Raw genomic sequence first — 23,401 nt, forward strand, 5'->3', positions numbered from 1 at the left:
GGATTGTCCCCTTATGAAGTCAGTTCATCGATGTCCTGCGCAGTAAGACGTTTGAGGGCTTCCAGCGATTTAGCCAGTTCGCTCTGCAACGGCGCCAATTGGCTGGATTTGTTTTGCAGCACCTGGGCGAAGTCCTGCAGCACAGGCTGCTCGAACAACTCGCGCAGACTGACGTCGATACCCGTCTGGTTGCGCAGCCGCACGACCATCTGAGTCGCCAGCAGGGAATGGCCGCCCAGCTCGAAGAAGTGATCGCTCAGGCCGACGCGATCGATCTTCAGTACCTCGGCCCAGATCGCCGCGATCTGTTGTTCGAGCTCGGTTTGCGGCGCCACGAAAGCCTGCTGCAATTGCGCCGCATCGGGCGGGGGCAAGGCCTTGCGATCCAACTTGCCGTTGGGGGTCAGCGGCATGTCGGCCAGGAACACAAGGTGCGCGGGCACCATGTAATCGGGCAGATGGGATTTGAGGTGCTGGCGCAGCTCGTTGCGCAATGTCGAATGCAGCTCAAGATCAGCCACCACGTAAGCCACCAGCTGTTTGCCGCCAGGTCCTTCGATGTCGACTACCAGGGTTTCGCGAACGCTGGCATGTTCCTGCAGTCTGGCTTCGATCTCGCCCAGCTCGATACGCAAACCCCGAATCTTCACCTGATGGTCGATACGCCCGACGTACTCGATCACACCGGCGGCGCAATGACGGGTCAGATCGCCGGAGCGATACAAGCGCCCGCCGCCCTGCTCGCTGCTGTCGAACGGGTCTGGAATAAAGCGCTCCGCCGTCAGCGCCGCACGGTTGAAGTAACCGCGCGCCAGCAGATCGCCGCCGATGGTCAACTCGCCAATGGATCCCGGAACGGCGAGATTGCCTTGCGCATCGATCAGATAAAGCGTGCGGCCCGCCAGCACCTTGCCGATCGGCATCAGCGTTGGCAGCGGCTCGGCGCCCGACAGATACTGCGCGCAGTCATGGGTGCTGACGGTGACCGTCGCTTCCGTCGGGCCGTAGGTGTTGAGCAGGCGCACATGCGCAAGCCCAGCCTGCTTCCAGGCCGCGACGCCTTCCGGTGCCATGGCCTCGCCGCCGGCATGCAGCTGGCGCAAACGCCCGTAGCCACGTGGGCCCTGGCTGGCGAAATCCTTGGCCAGCATGAACCAGTAGGCCGTGGTCAGGTCGACCACACTGATGTCCTTGGCCAGCAGCTCGCGATAGAACGTCTCGCTGTCCCACAGCTCCTTGCCGCGGATCACCACCCGCGCGCCGCACATCAGCGCCGGGTACAGCTGCTCGACGAAACCGTCGAAGTTGAAGGTGGCGAACTGCAGAATGCAGTCCTCGCGGGTCAAGCCAAAGAAGCCCTGCGAGACCTGCGCGTGCTTGCTCAGGGCATCGTGAGAAATCGCCACGCCCTTGGGCCGTCCAGTGGAACCGGAGGTGTACATCACGTAAGCCAGGTTATCGGGGTGTGTGGTATTGCCTGGATTGGCCGTGCTGAAGCCGTCCAGCCAGTCCCCGTCCTGATCCAGGATCAGGCTGCTGATACCGCTCGGGATCGACAGCCGAGCGAGCAGATGGGATTGGGTCAGCAGCCACTGAATGCCGCTGTCTGCCATCATGTAGGCCAGGCGGTCCTGTGGGTATTCAGGGTCGAGCGGCACATAGGCGCCGCCCGCCTTGAGGATCGCCAGCACGCCGACGATCATTTCCAGACCACGCTCCACGGCCACGCCCACCAATCGATCCGGGCCGATACCCAGTGCGCGCAGTTTATGGGCGAGCTGATTGGCTTTGTCGTTCAGCGCCTGATAAGTCAGTTCGTGTTCGTCGAATACCAGCGCCAGAGCATCCGGTGTGCGCGCGGCCTGGGTTTCGATCAAGCGGTGGATGCAACGCTCGCGGCTGTAGTTCGTTTCAGCGCGATTCCACTCGACGACGATGCGCGAGCGCGCCTCGACGCTCAGCAGCGGCAGATCACCCACCGGCTGCTGTGGGTCCTCGACCAGCCTTTGCAACAGTTGGCTGAAATGCATCGCGATCTGTTGAATGGTTGCGTCGGTGAAGTGACTGCGGTCATAGCTGTAGTGCACCGACAGCTCTTCACCCGAGCCTATCGCCAGGGTCAGCGGGTAGTGGGTCTGTTCGTGATTCTGCGGGGCCTGGAACACCAGCCCCGACGGCGCACCCTGCTGCAGCGCTTCGGCCACCGGGTAGTTCTCGAACACCAGGATGTTGTCGAACAGGCTCTCACCGCCCTGCCCGGCCCAGCGCTGAACCTCGAACAGCGGCGTGTGCTCATGTTCACGCAAGCTCAGGTTCTGCGCCTGCACTTGCGCAAGCCACTGCGCCACACTCTGCTCGGGTTTCGGGCTGGCAATGACCGCCAGCGTATTGATGAACAGCCCGAGCTGTTGCTCGACGCCTCTCAACTCCGCCGGACGCCCTGCAACAGTGGCGCCGAAGGTGACGCAGTCGTGCCCGGTATAGCGTTGCAGCAACAACAGCCAGGCCGCTTGTACCAGGGTGTTGACCGTTACCCGTTGCCGACGGGCGAACTCGCCAAGCGCTCGGGCACGCTGCGCGTCGAGCGTTTGATAATGATCGCCATAGCCGTGCGCCAACGCGCCCCGGTCCTGGCGAATCGCCAAGGCCAAGCGAGTGGGCGCCTCCAGCTCGACACATTGCTTGCGCCAGAAGGCCTCGCTCTGCGGCTTGTTCTGGCTTTGCAGCCATTGGATATAGTCGCGGTAACGGCCGCCCTGATGGGCGATCGTAGCGCCGGCATAGGCCTGCAACACTTCGCCCAGCAGCTGCGAGTTGCTCCAGCCGTCCATCAGGATGTGATGGCTGGTGTAGATCAGATGATGGTTGTGCGCGCTGGTCTGGATCACCGCAATGCGCAGCAGTGCGTCCTGAACGAGGTCGAATCCAGTGTGGCGGTCGGCTTCGGCCCAGGCATTCAGGCGCGGCTCGATATCCGCCTGCGCGCGCCAGTCCAGGCTGACGAAAGGCATCTCGATCCGTTTGCGGATCACCTGCAACGGCTGTTCGAACAGGGTGACGAAGTTGGCGCGCAGCACTTCATGTCGATCGACCACCGTCTGCCAGGCCCGGCGGAAGCGCTCGACATCCAGCCCAGCGACATCGACCCGCAGCTGGTTGATGTAATCCCCGCCGTTTGCTTCGAGCAAGCTATGGAACAGCATGCCCTGCTGCATGGGCGACAGCGCGAAGATGTCTTCGATCTCGTTCGCCGCGATCGGCAAATCATCGAGTTGAAGCTGACTCAGCGCGGCCAAAGGCACATCCGAGGGGGTCAGGCCGCCCGCCGTATCCTTCACGCAGTGGTCCGTCAGCGCCTTGAGCTCTTCAGCGTATTCACCCGCCAGGCGCTGCAGGGTCGCTGCGCTGAACATTTGGCGGCTGTAAGTCCACTCCACATTCAGTTCGCCGGCGTACACCTGGACATTGATCGACAGCCAGTTGCCCAACGGCGCGGCTGCGTTCTGCCCGGCACCCGAGCTTTCAGCGGCGGGTTCGAGGAAGACGGCTTCGCTGGCTTGCTCGGCAAAGCCGCCATCGAGCTGGCCCAGGTAGTTGAAGGTGATCCGCGGCGCGGCAAGGCCAGCGAGGGTCTGCCGGGCATGGTCGTCGCCCAGGTAACGCAACACGCCAAAGCCGATGCCCTTGTTGGGGATCGCGCGCAGTTGTTCCTTGATCTGCTTGATCGAGCCCGCCAGCGTAGCGGTCGGACTCAGCTTGACCGGGAACAGGCTGGTGAACCAGCCCACGGTGCGGGTCAGGTCGACCGTGTCGAACAGGTCTTCGCGGCCGTGGCCCTCTAGCTGTACCAGCACGTCGTCGTGCCCGGTCCAGCGCGCGATAACGCGGGCCAGCGCGGTCAGCAGCAGGTCGTTGATCTGCGTGCGGTAAGCGGCGGGCGCGTCTTTCAAAAGCTGCTGGGTGACGGTCTTGTCCAGGCGTGTGTGGGCGACATCGGCATATCGACCTTGCAGCGAACCTTGCGGATTGTCGCAAGGCAAGTCGGCGTGTATACCCGCCAGTTGCCGTTGCCAGTCATTCAACTCCCCTTGCAGTTCTTCGCTGCTGGCGTATGCCTGAAGTCGTTCAGCCCAGACCTTGGTCGAGCTGGTCTTGGCCGGCAACCTGATCGGCTGCTGGCGTTGCAGTTGGCCATAAACCGTTTGCAGATCTTGCAGCAGAATGCGCCACGACACGCCATCGACCGCCAGATGATGGATGGCCAGCAGCAAGCGCTGGCTACCGTCGGCCAACGTCGCCAGTACCGCGCGCAGCAGTGGTCCGGTTTGCAGGTTCAGGCTGCGTTGGGCCTCAGTGCACAGGGCCTCCAGGGCGACTTCATCCTGCACCTGGGCGTGCCAGAGCAGCGCTGGCTGCTCGGTGAACGGACGGTAGTGGGCAATCCAGTGACCCTGCTCGCCCTGGACAAAATTCAAGCGCAAGGCGTCGTGATGGATGACCAGAGCCTGCAGCGCCGACTCCAGCCACTCAGGCTGCAAGAGATTGCCCGGCGTCAGCAACAACGCCTGGTTCCAGTGATGACGCTCCGCAATCGGCTGTTCGAAGAAGGACAGATGAATCGGCAGCAACAAGCCGGCGCCTGTCACCGGGCCTTGATCGATCTGCAGGCCATCGTCTTCACCCCGTGTAGCTACCGAGGCCAAACCTTGCACCGTCTGGTGCTGGAACAGTTGCTTGGGCGTGAAACGAATCCCCGCCTGCCGTGCCCGGCTGACCACCTGGATCGAGATGATCGAGTCACCACCCAGCTCGAAGAAATTGTCGGTGAGCCCAATTTTCTCGACCTTGAGCACGTCGGCCCAGATCGCCGCGATCTGCTGTTCCAGCTCGCTTTGCGGTGCCACATAGGCGTGCTGCAATTGCGTGGCATCCGGCTTGGGCAGTGCCTTGCGATCCAGCTTGCCGTTGGCAGTTACCGGCATCTGCTCGATGAAGATCAGGTGCGTCGGCACCATGTAGTCCGGTAGCTGGGCCTTGAGGTGATCACGAAGCGCCGTACGTTGGGCGTTTTGCTGCGCGATGTCGGTCAACGGTTCACCTTCCACGACCAGGTAAGCCACCAACTGCTTGCCGCTCGGTCCGTCGATATCGATCACCACTGCTTCACGCAGCGCTTCGTGCTCCTGCAAGCGCGCCTGAATCTCGCCCAGTTCGATGCGCAGGCCGCGGATCTTCACTTGGTGGTCGATACGGCCAACGTAATCGATCACGCCCCCTTCCTGATAACGCGCCAGATCGCCGGTGCGGTACAGGCGGCCACCGCCGTTTTCGCTGCTGTCCAGCGGATCGGGGATAAAGCGTTCGGCCGTCAGCGCTGGCCGTTGGTGATAACCACGGGCCAACCCGATACCGCCCAGATACAGCTCGCCGCAGGTGCCTTGAGCGATGGGCAGCAGGCTGTCGCTGAGGATATGGGTCTTGAGGTTATCGATCGGTTGCCCGATCGGCACGCTGCTGCGCACTTGCTGATCACAGGTCCAATGGGTGACATCGATCGCGGCTTCGGTCGGGCCGTACAGGTTGTACAGGCCGGCATTTGGCAGGCGAGCCAAGGTTTGCTGCGCCAGATCGGCGGGCAAGGCTTCGCCGCTGCAAACGATACGCTTGATACCGGTGCAATCGTCGGCCTGCTCATGGCCCATGAACGCCTGCAACATCGACGGCACGAAGTGCAACGTGGTGACGTCATAGCGCCGGATGGTCTCGGCCAGGCGTTCCGGGTCGCGATGATCGCCCGGCTGGGCCACCGCCAGACGGGCACCGTTGATCAGCGGCCAGAAGAACTCCCACACCGACACGTCGAAGCTGAACGGGGTCTTTTGCAGCACGGTGTCGCTGGCGTCCAGGCCGTAGGCCTGCTGCATCCAGTTCAAGCGGTTGACCAGCGCCGTGTGGCTGTTCCCGGCGCCTTTGGGCTTGCCGGTCGAGCCCGAGGTGTAGATGACGTACGCCAGGTTCTGCGGATCGGTGAGGCCAAGCGGGTTGGTGGTATTGGAACCTTCCTGCCAGTCAGCCCCCTGGTCGAGCAGCAGGCATTGCAGATCGCTCGGGATCGGCAACTGCTCGCGTAGCGATTGCTGGGTCAGCAACAGCGCGATGCCGCTGTCTTCGTTCATGTAGGCCAGACGATCCTGCGGGTAGTCTGGGTCCAGCGGCACATAGGCGCCACCGGCCTTGAGAATACCCAGCAAAGCAACGACCATTTCCACGCTGCGCTCGACCGCGACGCCGACCAGCACATCCGGGCCCACGCCCATGTCACGCAATGTGTGTGCGAGCTGATTGGCTTGGGCGTTCAACTGGCGATAGGTCAACTGCCGATCCGCAAACATCACGGCAATGGCCTCCCCGCTACGCTCTGCCTGCGCCTCTATCAACTGATGAATGCACTGACCGCGGGGATAGTCCGCCTCGGTGCGGTTCCAGTCGACGACCATGCGCTGATGTGCTTCGACGGCCAACAGCGGCAAGTCGCCAATGCGGTGCGCTGGGTCCTGAACCAGCGCCGCCAGCAGATTGCCAAAATGCTCGGCAATCTGTGCGATGGCCGCCGCGCTGAAATGCGCGCGGTCGTAGTTGTAGTTGACCGACAGCACGTCTCCCAGGCCTATGCCCAAGGTCAGCGGGAAGTTGGTCTGCTCATGGTTCTGGGTGCCGGTAAACGCCAGGCCGGCCGGCGAACCTTGCTGCAGGGCTGCGGCAATCGGGTAATTCTCGAATACCAGGATGTTGTCGAACAGCCCCTCACCGCCCAGCCCTGCCCAACGCTGTACCTCATACAGCGGCGTGTGCTCGTGCTCGCGCAGCCTGAGGTTCAGCGCCTGTACCTGCGCCAGCCACTGCGCCACGCTCTGCTCGGGTTGCGGGCTGGCGATCACTGGCAAGGTGTTGATGAACAGCCCTATCTGCTGCTCGACACCCTTGAGTTCGGCCGGTCGCCCCGACACCGTGGCACCAAAGCTCACGCACGCCTGACCGGTGTAGCGCTGCAGCAAGAGTATCCAGCACGCTTGCACCAGGGTATTGACCGTGACGCGCTGCTGGCGGGCGAACTCGGTGATGTGCCGGGTGCGCTGGGCATCCAGGACTCGATAGTCACTGGTGTACCCCTGCCCCAGGCTTGCGGGCTCTTGACGGATCGCCAGCGCCAGGCGCGTCGGCTCCTGCAGGTCGAGCAACTGCTCGCGCCAGAAGGTTCGGTGGGTCTGCGCGTCCTGGCGTTGCAGCCATTGGATATAGTCGCGATAGCGGCTGGCCTGAGGCACCGCAGGCACACCCCCATAATGCTGCAGCACCTCGCCCAGCAACTGTGAAGTGCTCCAGCCGTCCATCAGGATGTGGTGGTGGGTATAGATCAGGTGATGCGTGTTTGCGCTCGTGCGGATGACCGCCAGGCGCAACAACGCGTCGTGCAGCAGATCGAAGCCTTGGCCTCGATCAGCATCGGCCCAGCTATCCAGAGCCTGCTCGACGGCCGACGTGGCCGACCAGTCGAGACTGACGAACGGCATATCGACCTGCTTGCGGATCACCTGCAAGGGCTGGTCGAACTGCGTGACGAAGTTCGCCCGCAGCACCTCATGCCGCGCCATCACCAACTGCCAGGCCTGGCGGAAACGCTCGACATCGAGGCCCATCACATCGACCCGAGTCTGGTTGATGTAATCGCCGCCTTGCTGCTCGTAAAGGCTATGGAACAACATGCCCTGCTGCATCGGCGACAGTGGATAGATGTCCTCGACAGCGGCAGCCGCGATCGGCAGCGCGTCGAGTTGCCCTTGCTCGAGCTTCGCCAGCGGCACGTCCGCTGGCGTCAGCGCGAAGTGCTCCTGGCTCATGCAATGCTCGATGAGCGCCTTGAGTTCGGCAGCGTACTCGTCGGCGAGGCGCTGCAGGGTTGCCTCGGCGAACATCTCGCGGCTGAAGGTCCATTCCAGGCTCAATTGGCCGCCATACACGCTGCCGTTGATCGACAGCCAGTTAGCCAACGGCGCGTCGGCACTCTGGCTCGCACCAGAGCCCTCGCCGGCGGGCGACAGGAATGCGGCATCGTGCCGCTCACCGTCGAAGCTGCCATCGAGCTGGCCCAGGTAGTTGAAGGTGATCCGCGGCGCGGCAAGGCCAGCGAGGGTCTGCCGGGCATGGTCGTCGCCCAGGTGACGCAACACGCCAAAGCCGATGCCCTTGTTGGGGATCGCGCGCAATTGTTCCTTGATCTGCTTGATCGAGCCCGCCAGCGTAGCGGTCGGACTCAGCTTGACCGGGAACAGGCTGGTGAACCAGCCCACGGTGCGGGTCAGGTCGACCGTGTCGAACAGGTCTTCGCGGCCGTGGCCTTCGAGCTGTACCAGCACGTCGTCGTGCCCGGTCCAGCGCGCGATAACGCGGGCCAGCGCGGTCAGCAGCAAATCGTTGACCTGGGTGCGGTAAGCAGCGGGAGCTGCTTTGAGCAACTGCTGGGTGAGGCCTTGATCCAGACGGGTCAGGGCGGTGGCACTGTAGCGGCTGTGCAACGAACCCTGCGGGTTTTCACAGGGCAGCTCGACGGACACTGCTGCCCGTTGCGCTTGCCAGTAACCCAACTCCTTTTGCAGCGCATCGCTGCTGGCGTATGCCTGCAGGTGCTCGGCCCAGGCGTGGGTCGAGCTGGTCTTGGCCGGCAGCTTGACGCGTTGCTGCGCTTGCAACTGGCCATAGGCCGTTTGCAGGTCCTCCAGCAAGATGCGCCACGACACGCCATCGACCGCCAGGTGATGGATGGCCAGCAGCAAGCGCTGGCTACCGTCCGCCAACGTCGCCAGTAACCCACGCAGCAACGGTCCGGTCTGCAGATTGAGGCTGCGCTGGGCATCCGTGCACAGCGCCTGCAGCGCGGCGGCGTCCGTGGCTCGGGCCTGCCACAGAAGCGCTGGCTGCGCGGCGACTGGCAGGTAACGAGCCGCCCAGCGGCCATCACCTTGCTGGGCAAAACCTAGACGCAGGGCATCGTGATGGGCGACCAGAGCCTGCAGCGCCGACTCCAGCCACTCAGGCTGCAGGAGATTGCCCGGCGTCAGCAACAACGCCTGGTTCCAGTGATGACGCTCCGCAATCGCCTGTTCGAAGAAGGACAGATGAATCGGCAGCAACAAGCCGGCGCCTGTCACCGGGCCTTGATCGATCTGCAGGCCATCGTCTTCACCCCGTGTGGCCACCGAGGCCAAACCTTGCACCGTCTGGTGCTGGAACAGCTGCTTGGGCGTGAAACGAATCCCTGCCTGCCGTGCCCGGCTGACCACCTGGATCGAGATGATCGAGTCGCCGCCCAGCTCGAAGAAGTTGTCGGTAAGGCCGATTTTCTCGAGCTTGAGCACGTCGGCCCAGATCGCCGCGATCTGCTGTTCCAGCTCGCTTTGCGGTGCCACATAGGCGTGCTGCAATTGCGTGGCATCCGGCTTGGGCAGTGCCTTGCGATCCAGCTTGCCGTTGGCGGTTACCGGCATCTGCTCGATGAAGATCAGGTGCGTCGGCACCATGTAGTCCGGTAGCTGGGCTTTCAAATGCTCGCGCAGAACATTGCGCAGCCCGTTCTGCTGTTCAGTGTCCGTGAATGGTTGACCTTCCACGACCAGATAAGCCACCAACTGCTTGCCGCTCGGCCCGTCGATATCGATCACCACCGCTTTACGCAGCGCTTCGTGCTCCTGCAAGCGCGCCTGGATCTCGCCCAGTTCGATGCGCAGGCCGCGGATCTTGACCTGATGGTCGATACGGCCAACGTAATCGATCACACCCCCTTCCTGATAACGCGCCAGATCGCCGGTGCGGTACAGGCGGCCACCGCCGTTTTCGCTGCTGTCCAGCGGATCGGGGATAAAGCGTTCGGCCGTCAGCGCTGGCCGTTGGTGATAACCACGGGCCAACCCGATACCGCCCAGATACAGCTCACCGCAGGTGCCTTGAGCAATGGGCAGCAGGCTGTCGCTGAGGATATGGGCCTTGAGGTTATCGATCGGTTGCCCGATCGGCACGCTGCTGCGCGCTTGCTGATCACAGGTCCAATGGGTGACATCGATCGCGGCTTCGGTCGGGCCGTACAGGTTGTAGAGCTCGGCGTGTGGCAAGCGCATCAAGGTCTGCTGCGCCAGATCGGCGGGCAAGGCTTCGCCGCTGCAAACGATACGCTTGATACCGGTGCAATCGTCGGCCTGCTCATGGCCCATGAATGCCTGCAACATCGACGGCACGAAGTGCAGCGTGGTGACGTCGTAGCGCTGGATGGTCTCGGCCAGGCGCTCCGGATCGCGATGATCGCCCGGCTGGGCCACCGCCAGACGGGCACCGTTGATCAGCGGCCAGAAGAACTCCCACACCGACACGTCGAAGCTGAACGGGGTCTTTTGCAGCACGGTGTCGCTGGCGTCCAGGCCGTAGGCCTGCTGCATCCAGTTCAAGCGGTTGACCAGCGCCGTGTGGCTGTTGCCGGCGCCTTTGGGCTTGCCGGTCGAGCCCGAGGTGTAGATGACGTACGCCAGGTTCTGCGGCTGGGTGAAGTTATGCGGATTAGCGCTGCTGTAGGCGTCCAGTCCATTGCCAGCCTGATCCAGCATCAGGCACTCGACACCCGCCGGTACCGGCAGTTGCCCTTGCAGACTCGTCTGCGTCAGCAACAACGCAATGCCGCTGTCTTCCATCATGTAGGCCAGACGATCCTGCGGGTACTCCGGGTCGAGCGGCACATAGGCGCCACCGGCCTTGAGAATACCCAGCAGGCCCACAACCATATCGACACTGCGCTCGACCGCCACGCCGACCAACCTATCCGGTCCCACGCCCAGCTCACGCAACGTGTGCGCCAGCTGATTGCAGCGCCGGTTCAGATCCCGGTAGGTCAGCTGCTGATCGCCGAACACCAAGGCGATAGCATCCGGTGTCGCCTCGACCTGCGCTTCGATCAACTGATGAATACAGGAATCGCTCGGGTAGTGCGCCTGAGTGGCGTTCCAGTCGGCGACAATCTGCCGATGCTCCTCGACACCCAACAGCGGCAGGTCGCCGATGCGGTGCTGTGGGTCCTGTATCAATGCTTGCAGCAGGTTGGCGAAATGGCCGGCGACCTGCTCCACCATCGCCGCCGTGTAGTGCCCACGATCGTAGCTGTAGTGAACCGTCAGTGTGTCTGCCAAGCCGACGGCAAGCGTCAACGGATAGTGGGTCTGTTCGTGATTCTGCGTGCTCTGGAACACCAGCCCCGCCGGCGCACCCTGCTGCAGCGCTTCGGACACCGGGTAGTTCTCGAACACCAGAATGTTGTCGAACAGGCTCTCGCCGCCCTGCCCGGCCCAGCGCTGAACCTCGGCCAGCGGCGTGTGCTCGTATTCACGCAGGCTCACGTTTTGCGCCTGCACCTGTTCCAGCCATTGCGCTACGGTCTGCTCGGGCGTCGGGCTGGCGATCACCGGCAACGTGTTGATGAACAGTCCGAGCTGCTGCTCCACACCTTTCAATTCAGCCGGACGCCCCGAAACGGTAGCGCCAAAGGCCACGCACGCTTGACCGGTATAGCGTTGCAACAGCAGCAACCACGCCGCTTGCACCAGCGTGTTGACCGTCACCCGCTGGCCACGGGCGAACTCGCTGAGGGACCGGGTCTGCGCGATGCTCAACACCTGCAGACGCTCGCCGTAACCGGTGCTCAGCTGGTCTGCGTCCTGGCCAATGGCCTGGGCCAGCAGCGTGGGTGCTTCCACGGCCCGGAGTTGGGCGCGCCAGAAGGCTTCGCTCTGCGCTTTGTCCTGGCGTTGCAGCCAATCGATATAGTCACGAAAGCGGCTGCCCTGCGGGCTCGCCGCAATGCCGGCATAGGTCTGCAGGACCTCGCCCAGCAGCTGCGCGTTGCTCCAGCCGTCCATCAGAATGTGATGGTTGGTGTAGATCAGGTGATGGCTGTTGTCCTGGGTACGAATCACGGCAATGCGCAGCAACGCATCGTGCTGCAGGTCGAAACCAGCGTGCCGATCGGCCTCGGCCCAGGTGTCCAGGCGCTGCTCGACGTCGGCCTGGTTTGACCAGTCGAGGCTGGTGAAAGGCAGGGCCATGTGCTTGCGGATCACCTGCAGTGGCTGTTCGAACGAGGTGACGAAGTTGGCGCGTAGCACCTCGTGGCGGTCAACCGCTGCCTGCCAGGCCCGCTGGAACCGCTCGACGTCCAGGCCCGCCACATCGACGCGGGTCTGGTTGATGTAATCGCCGCTCTCTTGCTCGTAGAGACTGTGAAACAGCATGCCTTGCTGCATCGGCGACAGCGGATAGAGGTCCTCGATGTCGGCGGCGGCAATCGGCAGCGAATCGAGCTGGGCCTGAGTCAGCTGGGCCAGGGGCACGTCCGACGGAGTCAGCGCAACAGTCTCGGCGCTCGCGCAGTGCTGGATCAATGCCTGGAGTTCGTGGGCATAATCATCCGCCAACCGCTGGATGGTCTGCTCACTGAACATCTCGCGGCTGAAGCTCCAGCCCAGGCTCAATTCACCGCCGTAAACCTGACCGTTGATCGATAGCCAGTTAGCCAACGGTGCGGCGGCGTCCTGGCCTGGGCCCGGGGCTTCTGCGGCGGGTGTCAAGAAGGCCGCTTCGCTGGCCTCGCCGGCGAAGCTGGCATCGAACTGACCCAGATAGTTGAAGGTGATCCGCGCCGCGGCCAAGCCCGCAAGGGTGCGCTGGGCCTGCTCGTCCCCCAGGTAGCGCAGGGCGCCGAAGCCGATGCCCCTGTTGGGGATAGCGCGCAGTTGTTCCTTGATCTGCTTGATCGAGCCCGCCAGCGTAGCGGCCGGGCTCAACCTGACCGGGAACAGGCTGGTGAACCAGCCCACGGTGCGAGTCAGATCGACGCTGTCGAACAGGTCTTCACGGCCATGGCCTTCGAGCTGGACGAACACGTCCTCCTGACCGGTCCAGCGGGCAATGACTCGGGCGAGGGCCGTCAGCAGCAGGTCGTTGATCTGCGTGCGATAGGCCGCAGGCGCGTCTTTGAGCAGGCGCTGGGTGGTGGTCTGGTCCAGGCGGGTCTGCGCGCTCCCGGCGTGCCTGCCTTGCAGCGAACCTTGTGGATGATCGCAGGGCAGATCGGCCTGAACAGTCGGTAGCTGGTCTGCCCAATAGGCCAACTCGCGCTGCAACTCGTCAGTGCGCGCGTAGGTCTGCAACAGCTCGCCCCAGGCCTTGGTGGAACTGGTCTTGGCGGGCAGTTCGATGCTCTGCTGCGCTTGCAACTGAGCGTAGGCGTTTTGCAGGTCCTCAAGCAGGATGCGCCACGACACGCCATCGACCGCCAGGTGATGGATGGCCAGCAGCAAGCGCTGGCTGCCATCGGCCAAGGTCGCCAGCACCGCGCGTATCAATGGTCCGGTTTGCAGATTCAAGCTGCGCTGCGCCTCGCTGCACAGCGACTCCAGCTCGGCGTGGGTTTGCACGCTCGACTGCCACAGCAGCGAATCCGTCTGAACGAGCGGGCCGTAATGGGCCGCCCAGCGACCATCGTCCGCTTGGGCGAAACTCAGGCGCAAGGCGTCGTGATGAGCGACCAGCGCCTGCAATGCAGACTCCAGGCGGTCCGCCTGCAGGGCTTTGCCCGGCGTCAGCAACAGTGCCTGGTTCCAGTGGTGGCGCTCGGGGATCTGTTGCTCGAAAAAGTGCTGATGGATCGGCAACAGCACACCCTCACCGGTCACTGGCCGCTGATCGATCTTCAGGCCACCGTCATCGCCACGAGTCGCCACCGAAGCCAGCCCCTGCACCGTCTGATGCTGGAACAGCGCCTTGGGCGTGAAACGAATTCCGGCCTGGCGGGCACGGCTCACTACCTGGATCGAAATGATCGAGTCCCCGCCCAGTTCGAAAAAGTTGTCGGTCAGACCGATTTTCTCGACCTTGAGTACCTCGGCCCAGATCGCCGCGATCTGCTGTTCCAGCTCGCTGCGCGGTGCGACATAAACCTGTTGAGACTGGCGGGTATCCGGCTTGGGCAAGCCTTTGCGATTGAGCTTGCCGTTGGGCGTCAGCGGCATGGAGGTGAGGAACATCAAATAAGCCGGCACCATGTAGTCTGGCAGCGCCGACTTGAGGTGATCGCGCAGCTCGCTACGCAATTGCCCCTGCTGCTCTAGGTCGGTGTCGCCAGGGGCGACGATATAGGCCACCAACTGCTTGCCACTCGGCCCTTCGATATCGATGACCACGGTTTCGCGGACGGCTGCGTGCTGCTGCAGACGCGCCTCGATCTCGCCCAGCTCGATACGAAAGCCTCGAACCTTGACCTGATGGTCGATGCGCCCCAGGTAATCCACTACGCCGTCTGCACGAACGCGGGTGAGGTCGCCGCTGCGGTACAGCCGCTCGCCGTCGCCGAACATGTCCGGCACGAAGCGCTCTGCGGTCAGGCTCGGGCGATCCAGATAGCCGCGCGCCACGCCGTGGCCGCCCAGGTACAGCTCGCCGGCGAAACCGCTCGGCAGCAGGTCGAGATTGGCGCCAAGCACGTAGGCGCGTCGACGGCCCAGCAAGGTGCCGATCGGCATATAGGCGGCGCCACAGGGCTCGCCCTTGCCGGCTTTCCACAGGAGTGGGGTGACCACGGTTTCGGTCGGGCCATAGCCGTTGAACAGGTACTGCGGGCGCAGGGTTTGCCAGGCCAGTTCGTAGCTCGACTGCGCCACCGCGTCACCGCCGAAGCAGTACACCCGCGTCGGCGGCGGATTGCCCACGAGCCGCGCATGCTCGGCCAGTTGCTGCAGGTACACCGGCGGGAACACTGCGATGGTGACGCCGTGGCGATGCATCTGCGCGTAGGTCTGCTCGGGCAACCACAGGCTGTCGTCACGCACCAGCACCCGAGCGCCGTTGATCAGCGGATGCATCCAGCCTTCATGGGCGCCGTCGAAAGCGAACGACATGAAGTGCAGTTCGCAGTCGGCCGGGCTGGTTTCGTAACGCTCGCCGGTGGCGATGATGTGCGCGACCAGCGGGCCATGAGCCACTGCCACGCCTTTGGGCAGGCCCGTGGAACCGGAGGTGTAGATAACGTACGCGAGATTGTCCTCGGCCAGCGCCACGAGCGGGGCACTGACGGGATGGTCCTGCCAGGCGGCAGGCTGGTCGACCAGCAAGGTGGCCAGGCCCTGCGGGATCGCCAGGGTGTCGAGCAGGTCGCTTTGCGTCAGCACCAACGCCGCGGCGCAGTCGTTCATCATGTACAGCAAGCGTTCCGGCGGGTAAGCCACATCGAGCGGCACATAGGCGCCGCCGGCCTTGAGCACCGCGAGGAAGGCCACCATGATTTCAGCGCTGCGGCGCATGGCGATCGCCACCCGCACCTCGGGCCCGACGCCCAGTTCGATCAGCCGATGGGCCAGGCGATTGGCCTGGGTGTCGAGCTGGCGATAGGTCAGCTGCCGGTCGTCGAACAGCACGGCCGGCGCATCCGGGGTGCGCTCGGCTTGATCGGCAACCAGCTGGTGTACACAGCGGTCACTGGCGTAGGCGCCATGGGTATTGTCGAGCCGCGCCACGATTCCATCGTGCTCAGCGGTATCGAGCATCGGCAGCACGGCCAGGCGCTGCTCGGGATCCTTGACGATGCCTTGCAACAGGTTGAGCCAATGCCGGCCCAAGCGCTCCACGGTAGCCACGTCGAACAGGGCCGTTGCGTAGGTCAGGGAGGCGACGATGCCCTGTGCGTGCTCGCAGGTGTCGAGGCTCAGATCGAACTTGGCGTGGGCCTGGGTACCGAGCAGCCCTTGCACGGTCAGCTCCGGCAAACGGTGCAGCTCGGCTTTGACCTCGCGCTGGTGGTTGTACATCACCTGGAACAGCGGGCTGTGGCTCAGGCTGCGCTCGGGCTGCAGCGCTTCGACCAACTGTTCGAACGGCAGGTCCTGGTGAGCCTGCGCCGTCAGTGCTGTGTGCTGGACCTGCTTGAGCAGCTCAGTGAAAGTGGTGAGCGGCGCGAACTCGGCCTTGAGCACCTGGGTGTTGACGAAGAAACCGATCAGGCGCTCCGTCTCCATGCGGTTGCGGTTGGCGATGGGTACGCCGACCCGAATGTCGTTCTGGCCCGAATAGCGATGCAGCAAGGTCTGGAAGCTGGCCAGCAGCACCATGAACAGGGTCGCGCCTCGCTGCTGGGCCAGCTGGCGCAACGACTGCACCAGCGTTTCATCCAGCGCAATATCCAGGCTGGCGCCCGCATAGTCCTGGACCGCCGGGCGTGGTCGATCCAGCGGTAATTCCAGCACAGGCTGCTCATCGCCGAGCTGCGCCTGCCAATACGCCAACTGGCGCGCTTGTTCGCCGGCGGCCATCCATTGGCGCTGCCAAAGGGCATAGTCGACGTACTGGATCGACAGCTGCACCAGGCTGACGACCTGGCCGGTGCGGTAGCCTTCATACAGCCGTACCAACTCCTCCACCATCACCGGCATCGACCAGCCATCGGAGACGATGTGGTGCAGGGTCAGGATCAGCACATGCTCATCACTGCCCAACGCCAGCAGCTTCACGCGCAGCAGCGGCCCCTGCTCCAGATCGAAAGGACGTTGCGTCTGGGCCGCGACCAGGCGCTCGAGCTCGATCCTGGCCGCAGAGCCCTGGGGCAGCCTGACCACCTCGTGCTCCAGGGCGAAGGCCTGCGTCGGATGGATCACCTGCACCGCCTGGTCCCCTTGCTGACGGAAGGTCGTGCGCAGGGTTTCGTGTCTCGCTATCAGCGCCTCGAAGCTCAGGCGCAGGGCTTCAATGTCCAGGCGGCCCGTGAGCTGCAGCACCGTGGCCATGGTGTAGGCCGCGTTTTCGGGCTCCAGTTGCCACAAGAACCACTGGCGCTGCTGGGCATAGGACAACAGCAACGGCTGTGTGCGGTCCTGGCGTTGCAGTGCTGGGGCTTGATCGCGCCCCGCGTGCTCTACCAGGTCGACGAAATCGGTCAACTGCGGTGCTTCGAACAGCGTGCGCAGCGGGACTTCGCGACCTAGCGCCTGACGAATGCGCGACGTCACCTGGGTCGCGAGCAGCGAGTGTCCGCCCAGCTCGAAAAAGTGATCGGTCAAGCCGACGCGTTCGACCTTCAATACTTCGGCCCAGATAGCGGCAATACACACCTGCAGGTCGCTGCGCGGTGCCTCATAGGCTTGCCGCGCCTGATCGACATCCGGGGCAGGCAGCGCCCGACGGTCCAGCTTGCCGTTGGCCGTCAGCGGCAGTGCTGCCAGGCAGACCAGATGCGCCGGGACCATGTACTCGGGGAGCGAGGCCTTCAGCAGCGCACGCAGTTGCTGACGCAGGTCATCCGGCCCGTCGGAGCGCGCCATCAGGGCCGTTTCGACGCCCAGGTAGGCCGCCAGTTGCTTGCCGGTGGGTGTGTCGATGGCGAGCACCAGCGCCTCACGCACATCGGGATGCTCGACCAGATGCGCCTCGATTTCGCCCATCTCTATGCGCAAGCCGCGGATCTTCACCTGATGGTCGATTCGTCCTGCGTACTCCAGTACCCCGTCGGGACGGCAAGAGGCCAGGTCACCGGTGCGGTACAGGCGAGCGCCGCCGACGGCGTCGAAGGGATCGGGAATGAAACGCTCGGCGGTCAGCGCTGGTCGGTTGAAATAGCCCCGTGCCAGGCAACCAGCGCCACCGATCAACAATTCGTTGACCCATCCGGGCGGTGCCAGTTGCAGACCATTGTCACAGACGTAAGTGCGCCGCCCTTGCAGCGCATGACCGATGGCTACACCCGGTTTGCTCACCTGCGCGGGCGACAGCGCGGCGCAGTCATACACAGTGGTCACTACGGTGGCTTCGGTCGGCCCGTAAGTGTTGAGCAGGCGCACGTCACTCAGGCCGCTGCGCCACCAGTCGCTCATGGCTTCCATCGGCATGGCTTCGCCGCCCACGTGCACTTGCCTGAGCGATGGGCAGCGAGAGTCCAGCATCCGCTCCGCTGCGAGCAGCCGCCAGTACGCGGTAGGCAAGTCGGCCACCGTGACGCCGTGGGCGCTGATCTTGCGCACCAGGGTGTCGATGTCCCAGACCTCAGGGCCACGCATGATCACCTGCGCCCCGCAGCACAGCGCGGGGTACAGTTGTTCGACGAAACCGTCGAAGTTGACCGTGGCGAACTGCAATACCCGGTCGCTGCAGGTCAACCGCGAATAGTCCGCCGCTACCGTGCAGAACAGCGACAGCTGCCGGTGGGCCATGGCGACCCCTTTGGGCTTGCCCGTCGAACCCGAGGTGTAGATCACATAGGCCAGGTTGTCTGCTACGACGAGATCGGGCAGATCTGCGTCGCTGTAGTCCGCCAGCCACTGATCCCCCGCTTCCATCAACAGCCGCGTAACCCGCTGGGCCTGTGGCAGACGTGCCTGCAGATCGGCCTGGGTCAACAGCAGTTCGATGCCGCTGTCTTCGAGCATGTAGCTCAAGCGCTCCGCAGGATAGTGCGGATCGAGGGGCACATAGGCGCCTCCGGCCTTGAGGATGCCCAGCAGCCCGATGACCATCTCCAGGCTGCGCTCCACCGCGATGCCGACCCGCACATCCGGCCCTACGCCCAGCTCGCGCAGCTTGTGCGCAAGGCGGTTGGCACGACGATTGAGCCCTTGATAGGTCAAGCTGCGGTCGCCCAGCACCAGTGCCGTGGCATCGGGTGTCAAGCTGGCCTGGGCCTCGAACGACTGCTGGAAGGTTGCGGCCGGTGATTCGTCACCTCGCTCGATGCCGGGGCCGACCTCGGCGAGGTCCAGCAATGGCACTTCGGCCGCCGCCTTGTCCGGCTGACGCACCAGCGCGGCCAGCAGCCATTGCCAGTGCTCGGCCAACGCTTCGATGCGCTGGCTATCGAACAGATCGGTGGCGTAACCGAACGACGCCATGATGCCGTCGGAGCGCTCCAGCGTGTCGAGCGACAGGTCGAATTGGGTGGTGTGCTCCACAAGATCGACCTCACTCACCCGCAGGCCCGCCACGCTGTCCTCGGACAGCCGCTCACCGAGATCGCTGAGATGGTTGAACATCACCTGGAACAGCGGGTTGTGGCCCAACCCGCGTTCGGGTTTGAGCGCTTCGACCAACGCGTCGAAGGGGATGTCCTTGTTGGCTTGCGCCGCCAGCGTGGTGTCCTTGACCTGCGCCAGCAGCTCGCCGAACGGCTGCCCAGGCGCCAGCGCAACCCGGGCCACGATGGTATTGACGAAGAAGCCGATCAGTCCCTCCAGCTCCAGGCGGTTGCGATTGGTGACCGGGATACCGATGTTGAGGGTGTCGCGGCCGCTATAGCGCGACAGCAGCACTACGAAAGAGGCCAGAAACACATGGAACAATGTCGCGTTGGCGTCCTGGGCGCAGCGTCGGACATCGCGGACCAGATCGGCTGGCAGCCATACATCGACGCGAGCCCCTCGGTAGCTTTGCACCTGTGGACGGCTACGATCGGCCGGCAGTTCCAGCAGCGCGAAATCGTCTTCCAGCTCGGCTTTCCAGAACGCCAGCTGGGTCTGCAGCTCACCGCTGGCAAGACGCTGACGTTGCCATGCGGAGTAATCGGCGTACTGCACCGCCAGCGCCGGCCGGTCGATGGCCAGGCCCGCGGCGCCGGCGTTGTAGCTGGCCGCCAGCTCACGGACCATGACACTCATCGACCAGCCATCGGAGACGATATGGTGCAGCACCACCGCGAGCACATGCTCGTCGGCGGCAATCTTGAACAGCGTGGCGCGAATCAGCGGCCCTTGCGCCAGGTCGAAAACATGGGTCGCGGCCTGCTCAAGGTGCGCGTGCAAGGCGCCCGGCTTCGCGCTCAGGTCCACCTGCTCGATAGGCACCGGCGTGGCCGCATGCACGCGCTGCCAGGTCTGGCCATCGTGCTCGTCGAACACCGTGCGCAATGATTCGTGACGCGCCACCAGCGCATCCAGAGCCGCCTGCAATGCGTCTCCATCGAGCGTACCTTGCAGCCTGACCGCCAACGGCGTGTTGTAGGCCGTGCTCTGGGGATTGAGTTTCCAGAACAGCCACTGCCGATGTTGCGCGTGGGAAACCATCAAGGGCTGACTGCGATCGAGCGCCGGGATCTGAGTGTCCACCGCCTGCTCGACGCCTTGCAGTGCAGCAGTGAATTCGCCCAGATCCGCCGTATCGAACAGCACCCGCAGGGCCACCTCCAGACGCAGCTGGCGCCGGACCCGCGACACCACCTGGGTCGCCAGCAACGAGTGCCCGCCCAATGCGAAGAAATTATCCGCAAGCCCCACCTGCTCGACCTGCAGCACCTCGGCCCAGATCGCGGCGACGTGTGCCTGCAACTCGGTTACCGGGGCCTGATAACCGCTGACCACAGCCACCGGCGCCGGCAACGCCTTGCTGTCCAGCTTGCCGTTGGCCGTGACCGGCAGGCGCTCGAGCACCTGCCAGTGCTGCGGTTGCAGATAGTCTGGCAAAAGCGCTTTGAGCGCATGACGTGCGTGCTCGGCGAACGCGCGCTGCGCGGCGGCATCCGGCGCCCAGCTCGCGGGCACCACGTACGCCGCCAGCTGTTGGTTCTCGCCCTCGCCCACCAACCTGACCACGGCATTGACGACCCCGGCCAGCGCGCGAACGCGGCTTTCGACTTCGGCCAATTCCACCCGGTAGCCGCGGATCTTCACCTGGCCATCCATGCGCCCGATGAAGCGCAAAACACCGTCACGCTGAGCGCGTACCCAGTCGCCAGTGCGGTACATCCGCTCACCGTGGGCATTGGCTGGATCAGGCACAAAGCGCTCAGCGGTGAGCGCCGGTTTGCCCAGATAACCGCGCGCCAGCCCGGCGCCGCCGATGTAGAGCTCGCCCTTGGCCGCGCCCGGCACTGGCTGCACGCAATCGGACAGGACCTGCGCGCGAATATTGTCCAGCGCACGGCCCAGCAGGGGCTCGCCCGCCAGTTCATGGGTGAGCACGCCGACGGTGGTTTCGGTCGGACCATAGTGATTGATCACCCGCAGCACCGGGGCCAATGCCGTCACACGCTTCAACAGCGCAGGGGCGACGGCCTCACCACCGACGATCAACACGCGCCGGGGCAAGGCTGCCGCCCCCGCCGTCAGCATCGCCTGCAAATGCGACGGCACGATCTTCAAGGCATCGATGGCGTGCTCGCGCATATAGGCGGCAAACACATCGGCATCCAGCACCGTCTGCTTGTCGAGCAGGTGCAGGGTCTTGCCGGCGCACAACGCGCCGTAGAACATCGTGTGGCCCAGGTCTGCAGCGGGCGTGGTGACCATCGCCAGGCTGCGCACCGCCCCCAGCGGCAGGCGCTCGCCGATGCTCGACACGTAATTGGCCAAGGCGCCGTGGCTGATCGCCACGCCCTTGGGCATGCCGGTGGTGCCCGAGGTGTAGATCACGTAGGCGAGGTTGTCGGCATGCACCGGTACGGGCCGTAACCGCGCCGCCGGCAATGCGGCATCGAACGCGATCAGCTGTACCTTGCCGGGCAGTTCGATATCGCGCCCAAGCACCCACCGCACCTGGCTGTCGGCGAGCATGAACGCCAGACGCTCGGCCGGCTGCTCGGGCTCAAGCGGTAGATAGGCGGCTCCTGCCTTGAGTACGGCGACAATGGCCACGAGCATGTCGACCGAGCGATCAGCCAGCACGCCAATCCGTTGATCGGGCTGCGCGCCCTTCTCCAGCAGCAGCTGGGCCAGGGCATCGGAACGTTGCTGCAGCGCGGCGTAAGTGATTTTTTCGCCCGCGCTGACCGCCGCGACCTGCTGCGGATGTCGCTCGGCGGCGCGTTCGATCAATGCATGGACGCTGGCGACGTCGCGCGCTTCGGGCAGATCGCCGCTCGGCAGCGGCGCCGCGTTCAACGTCAAGTCACCGATACGGTTGTGCGGCGCAGCGACCATGGCATGCAGCACGTGCAGCCAGTGCTCGCCCATCTCGGCAATGGTCTGGCCATCGAACACATCCAGCGCGTAGGTGAACACTGCGTGCAATTGCCCGGCACTCTCATAGGTATCCAGGGCCAGATCGAAACGCGCACTGTGCTTGTCCAGCGTCAGCTTCTCCACGCTCAAGCCGGACTGGGTACGGATCTGCCCGGCATCGGCGATGCTCGCCTGGTGATTGAACAGCACCTGAAACAACGGGCTAGGGCTGCTGCGGTCCAGCGCCAGCGCCTCGACCAGACGCTCGAAGGGCAGCTCCTGATGCGCCTGAGCCCCCAGGGCGGTGTCCTTGATGCGGCTCAGCAGCGCGTGCACGTCGTGGAGCGGATCGATCTCGGTGTGCAGTACCTGGGTGTTGATGAAGCAGCCGATCAACCCTTCGACTTCGCCACGGTTACGGTTGGCCACGGGCACGCCGACGCGAATGGCGGTCTGGCCGCTGTAGCGGTGCAACAGGACCTTGAAGGCCGCCAGCAATACCATGAACAGGGTCACGCCCTGGTCCTTGGCCAATGCGCGCAAACGCTCGGCCAGGGCCGCATCGATCAGGCACGGGTGGCGCGCGCCGCGGTAGCTGGGCCGCGACGGGCGGGGGTGATCGTTGGGCAGTTCCAGGGGGGTATGGTCCTCGCCCAGCTTGTCGCGCCAGTATGCCAATTGCCGCTCCTGCTCGCCGGCCCCCAGCCAGCTGCGCTGCCACAGGGCGTAGTCGCGGTACTGGATCGGCAAGACGGTAAGGGCCGCCTCGGTGCCGCTGCATGCCGCGTCGTAGCAGCGCAGGAACTCTTCGATCAGCACGTTCAGCGACCAGCCATCAGCGACGATATGGTGCAAGGTCAGCAGCAGCACATGTTCGTCGGCGGCCAGCGTCAGCAGCTGTACACGCAGCAAGGGGCCCTGGACCAGATCGAACGGTGCACAGGCTTCTGTTTCTGCAATGAGGGTGACCTGCGCTTCGCGGTCATCCGGCTGCAGCGCGCTCAGATCATGGCGCTGAATGCCCACGGCGAGGGAGTCGAGCACGTGCTGGCGGATCTGTTCGTCGTGCTCGTGGAACAGGGTACGCAAGGTCTCGTGACGCGCCACCAGGAGATTGAAGGCACTGTGCAAGGCGGCGACGTCGAGCGCCCCCTTCAAGCGCACCGCCATGGGCAGGTTGTAAGCGGCGCTGTGCGGGTCGAGCTGCCAGAGGAACCACATGCGCTGCTGCGCATACGACAGACCGTCGCGTTCCGCGCTGGCGACATCGGCAGGGATGGGCAGCAGTGCAAAATCGACGCCCTCTTGCTGCAAGCCCTCCAGGAACAACCGGCGTTTTTCCGTGGGCAGTTCGATAAAGCGGCGGGCGAGTTTCAGCGAGAGTTCGGCGTTCATGCGTTGCG

General features: G+C 64.1%; 1 protein-coding gene. It reads right to left on the bottom strand.

Annotated elements, in window-relative coordinates; genetic code table 11:
* Nucleotides 1-11 precede the first annotated feature (11 nt).
* On the bottom strand, nucleotides 12-23,393 hold the full coding sequence (locus REH34_RS05580; protein ID WP_311971038.1) for a non-ribosomal peptide synthase/polyketide synthase: 23,382 nt from the start codon (nucleotides 23,391-23,393) through the stop codon (nucleotides 12-14).
* Nucleotides 23,394-23,401 lie beyond the last annotated feature (8 nt).

Origin of the sequence: Pseudomonas baltica (assembly GCF_031880315.1) — a bacterium.
In the GTDB taxonomy this organism is placed as follows: Bacteria; Pseudomonadota; Gammaproteobacteria; order Pseudomonadales; family Pseudomonadaceae; genus Aquipseudomonas.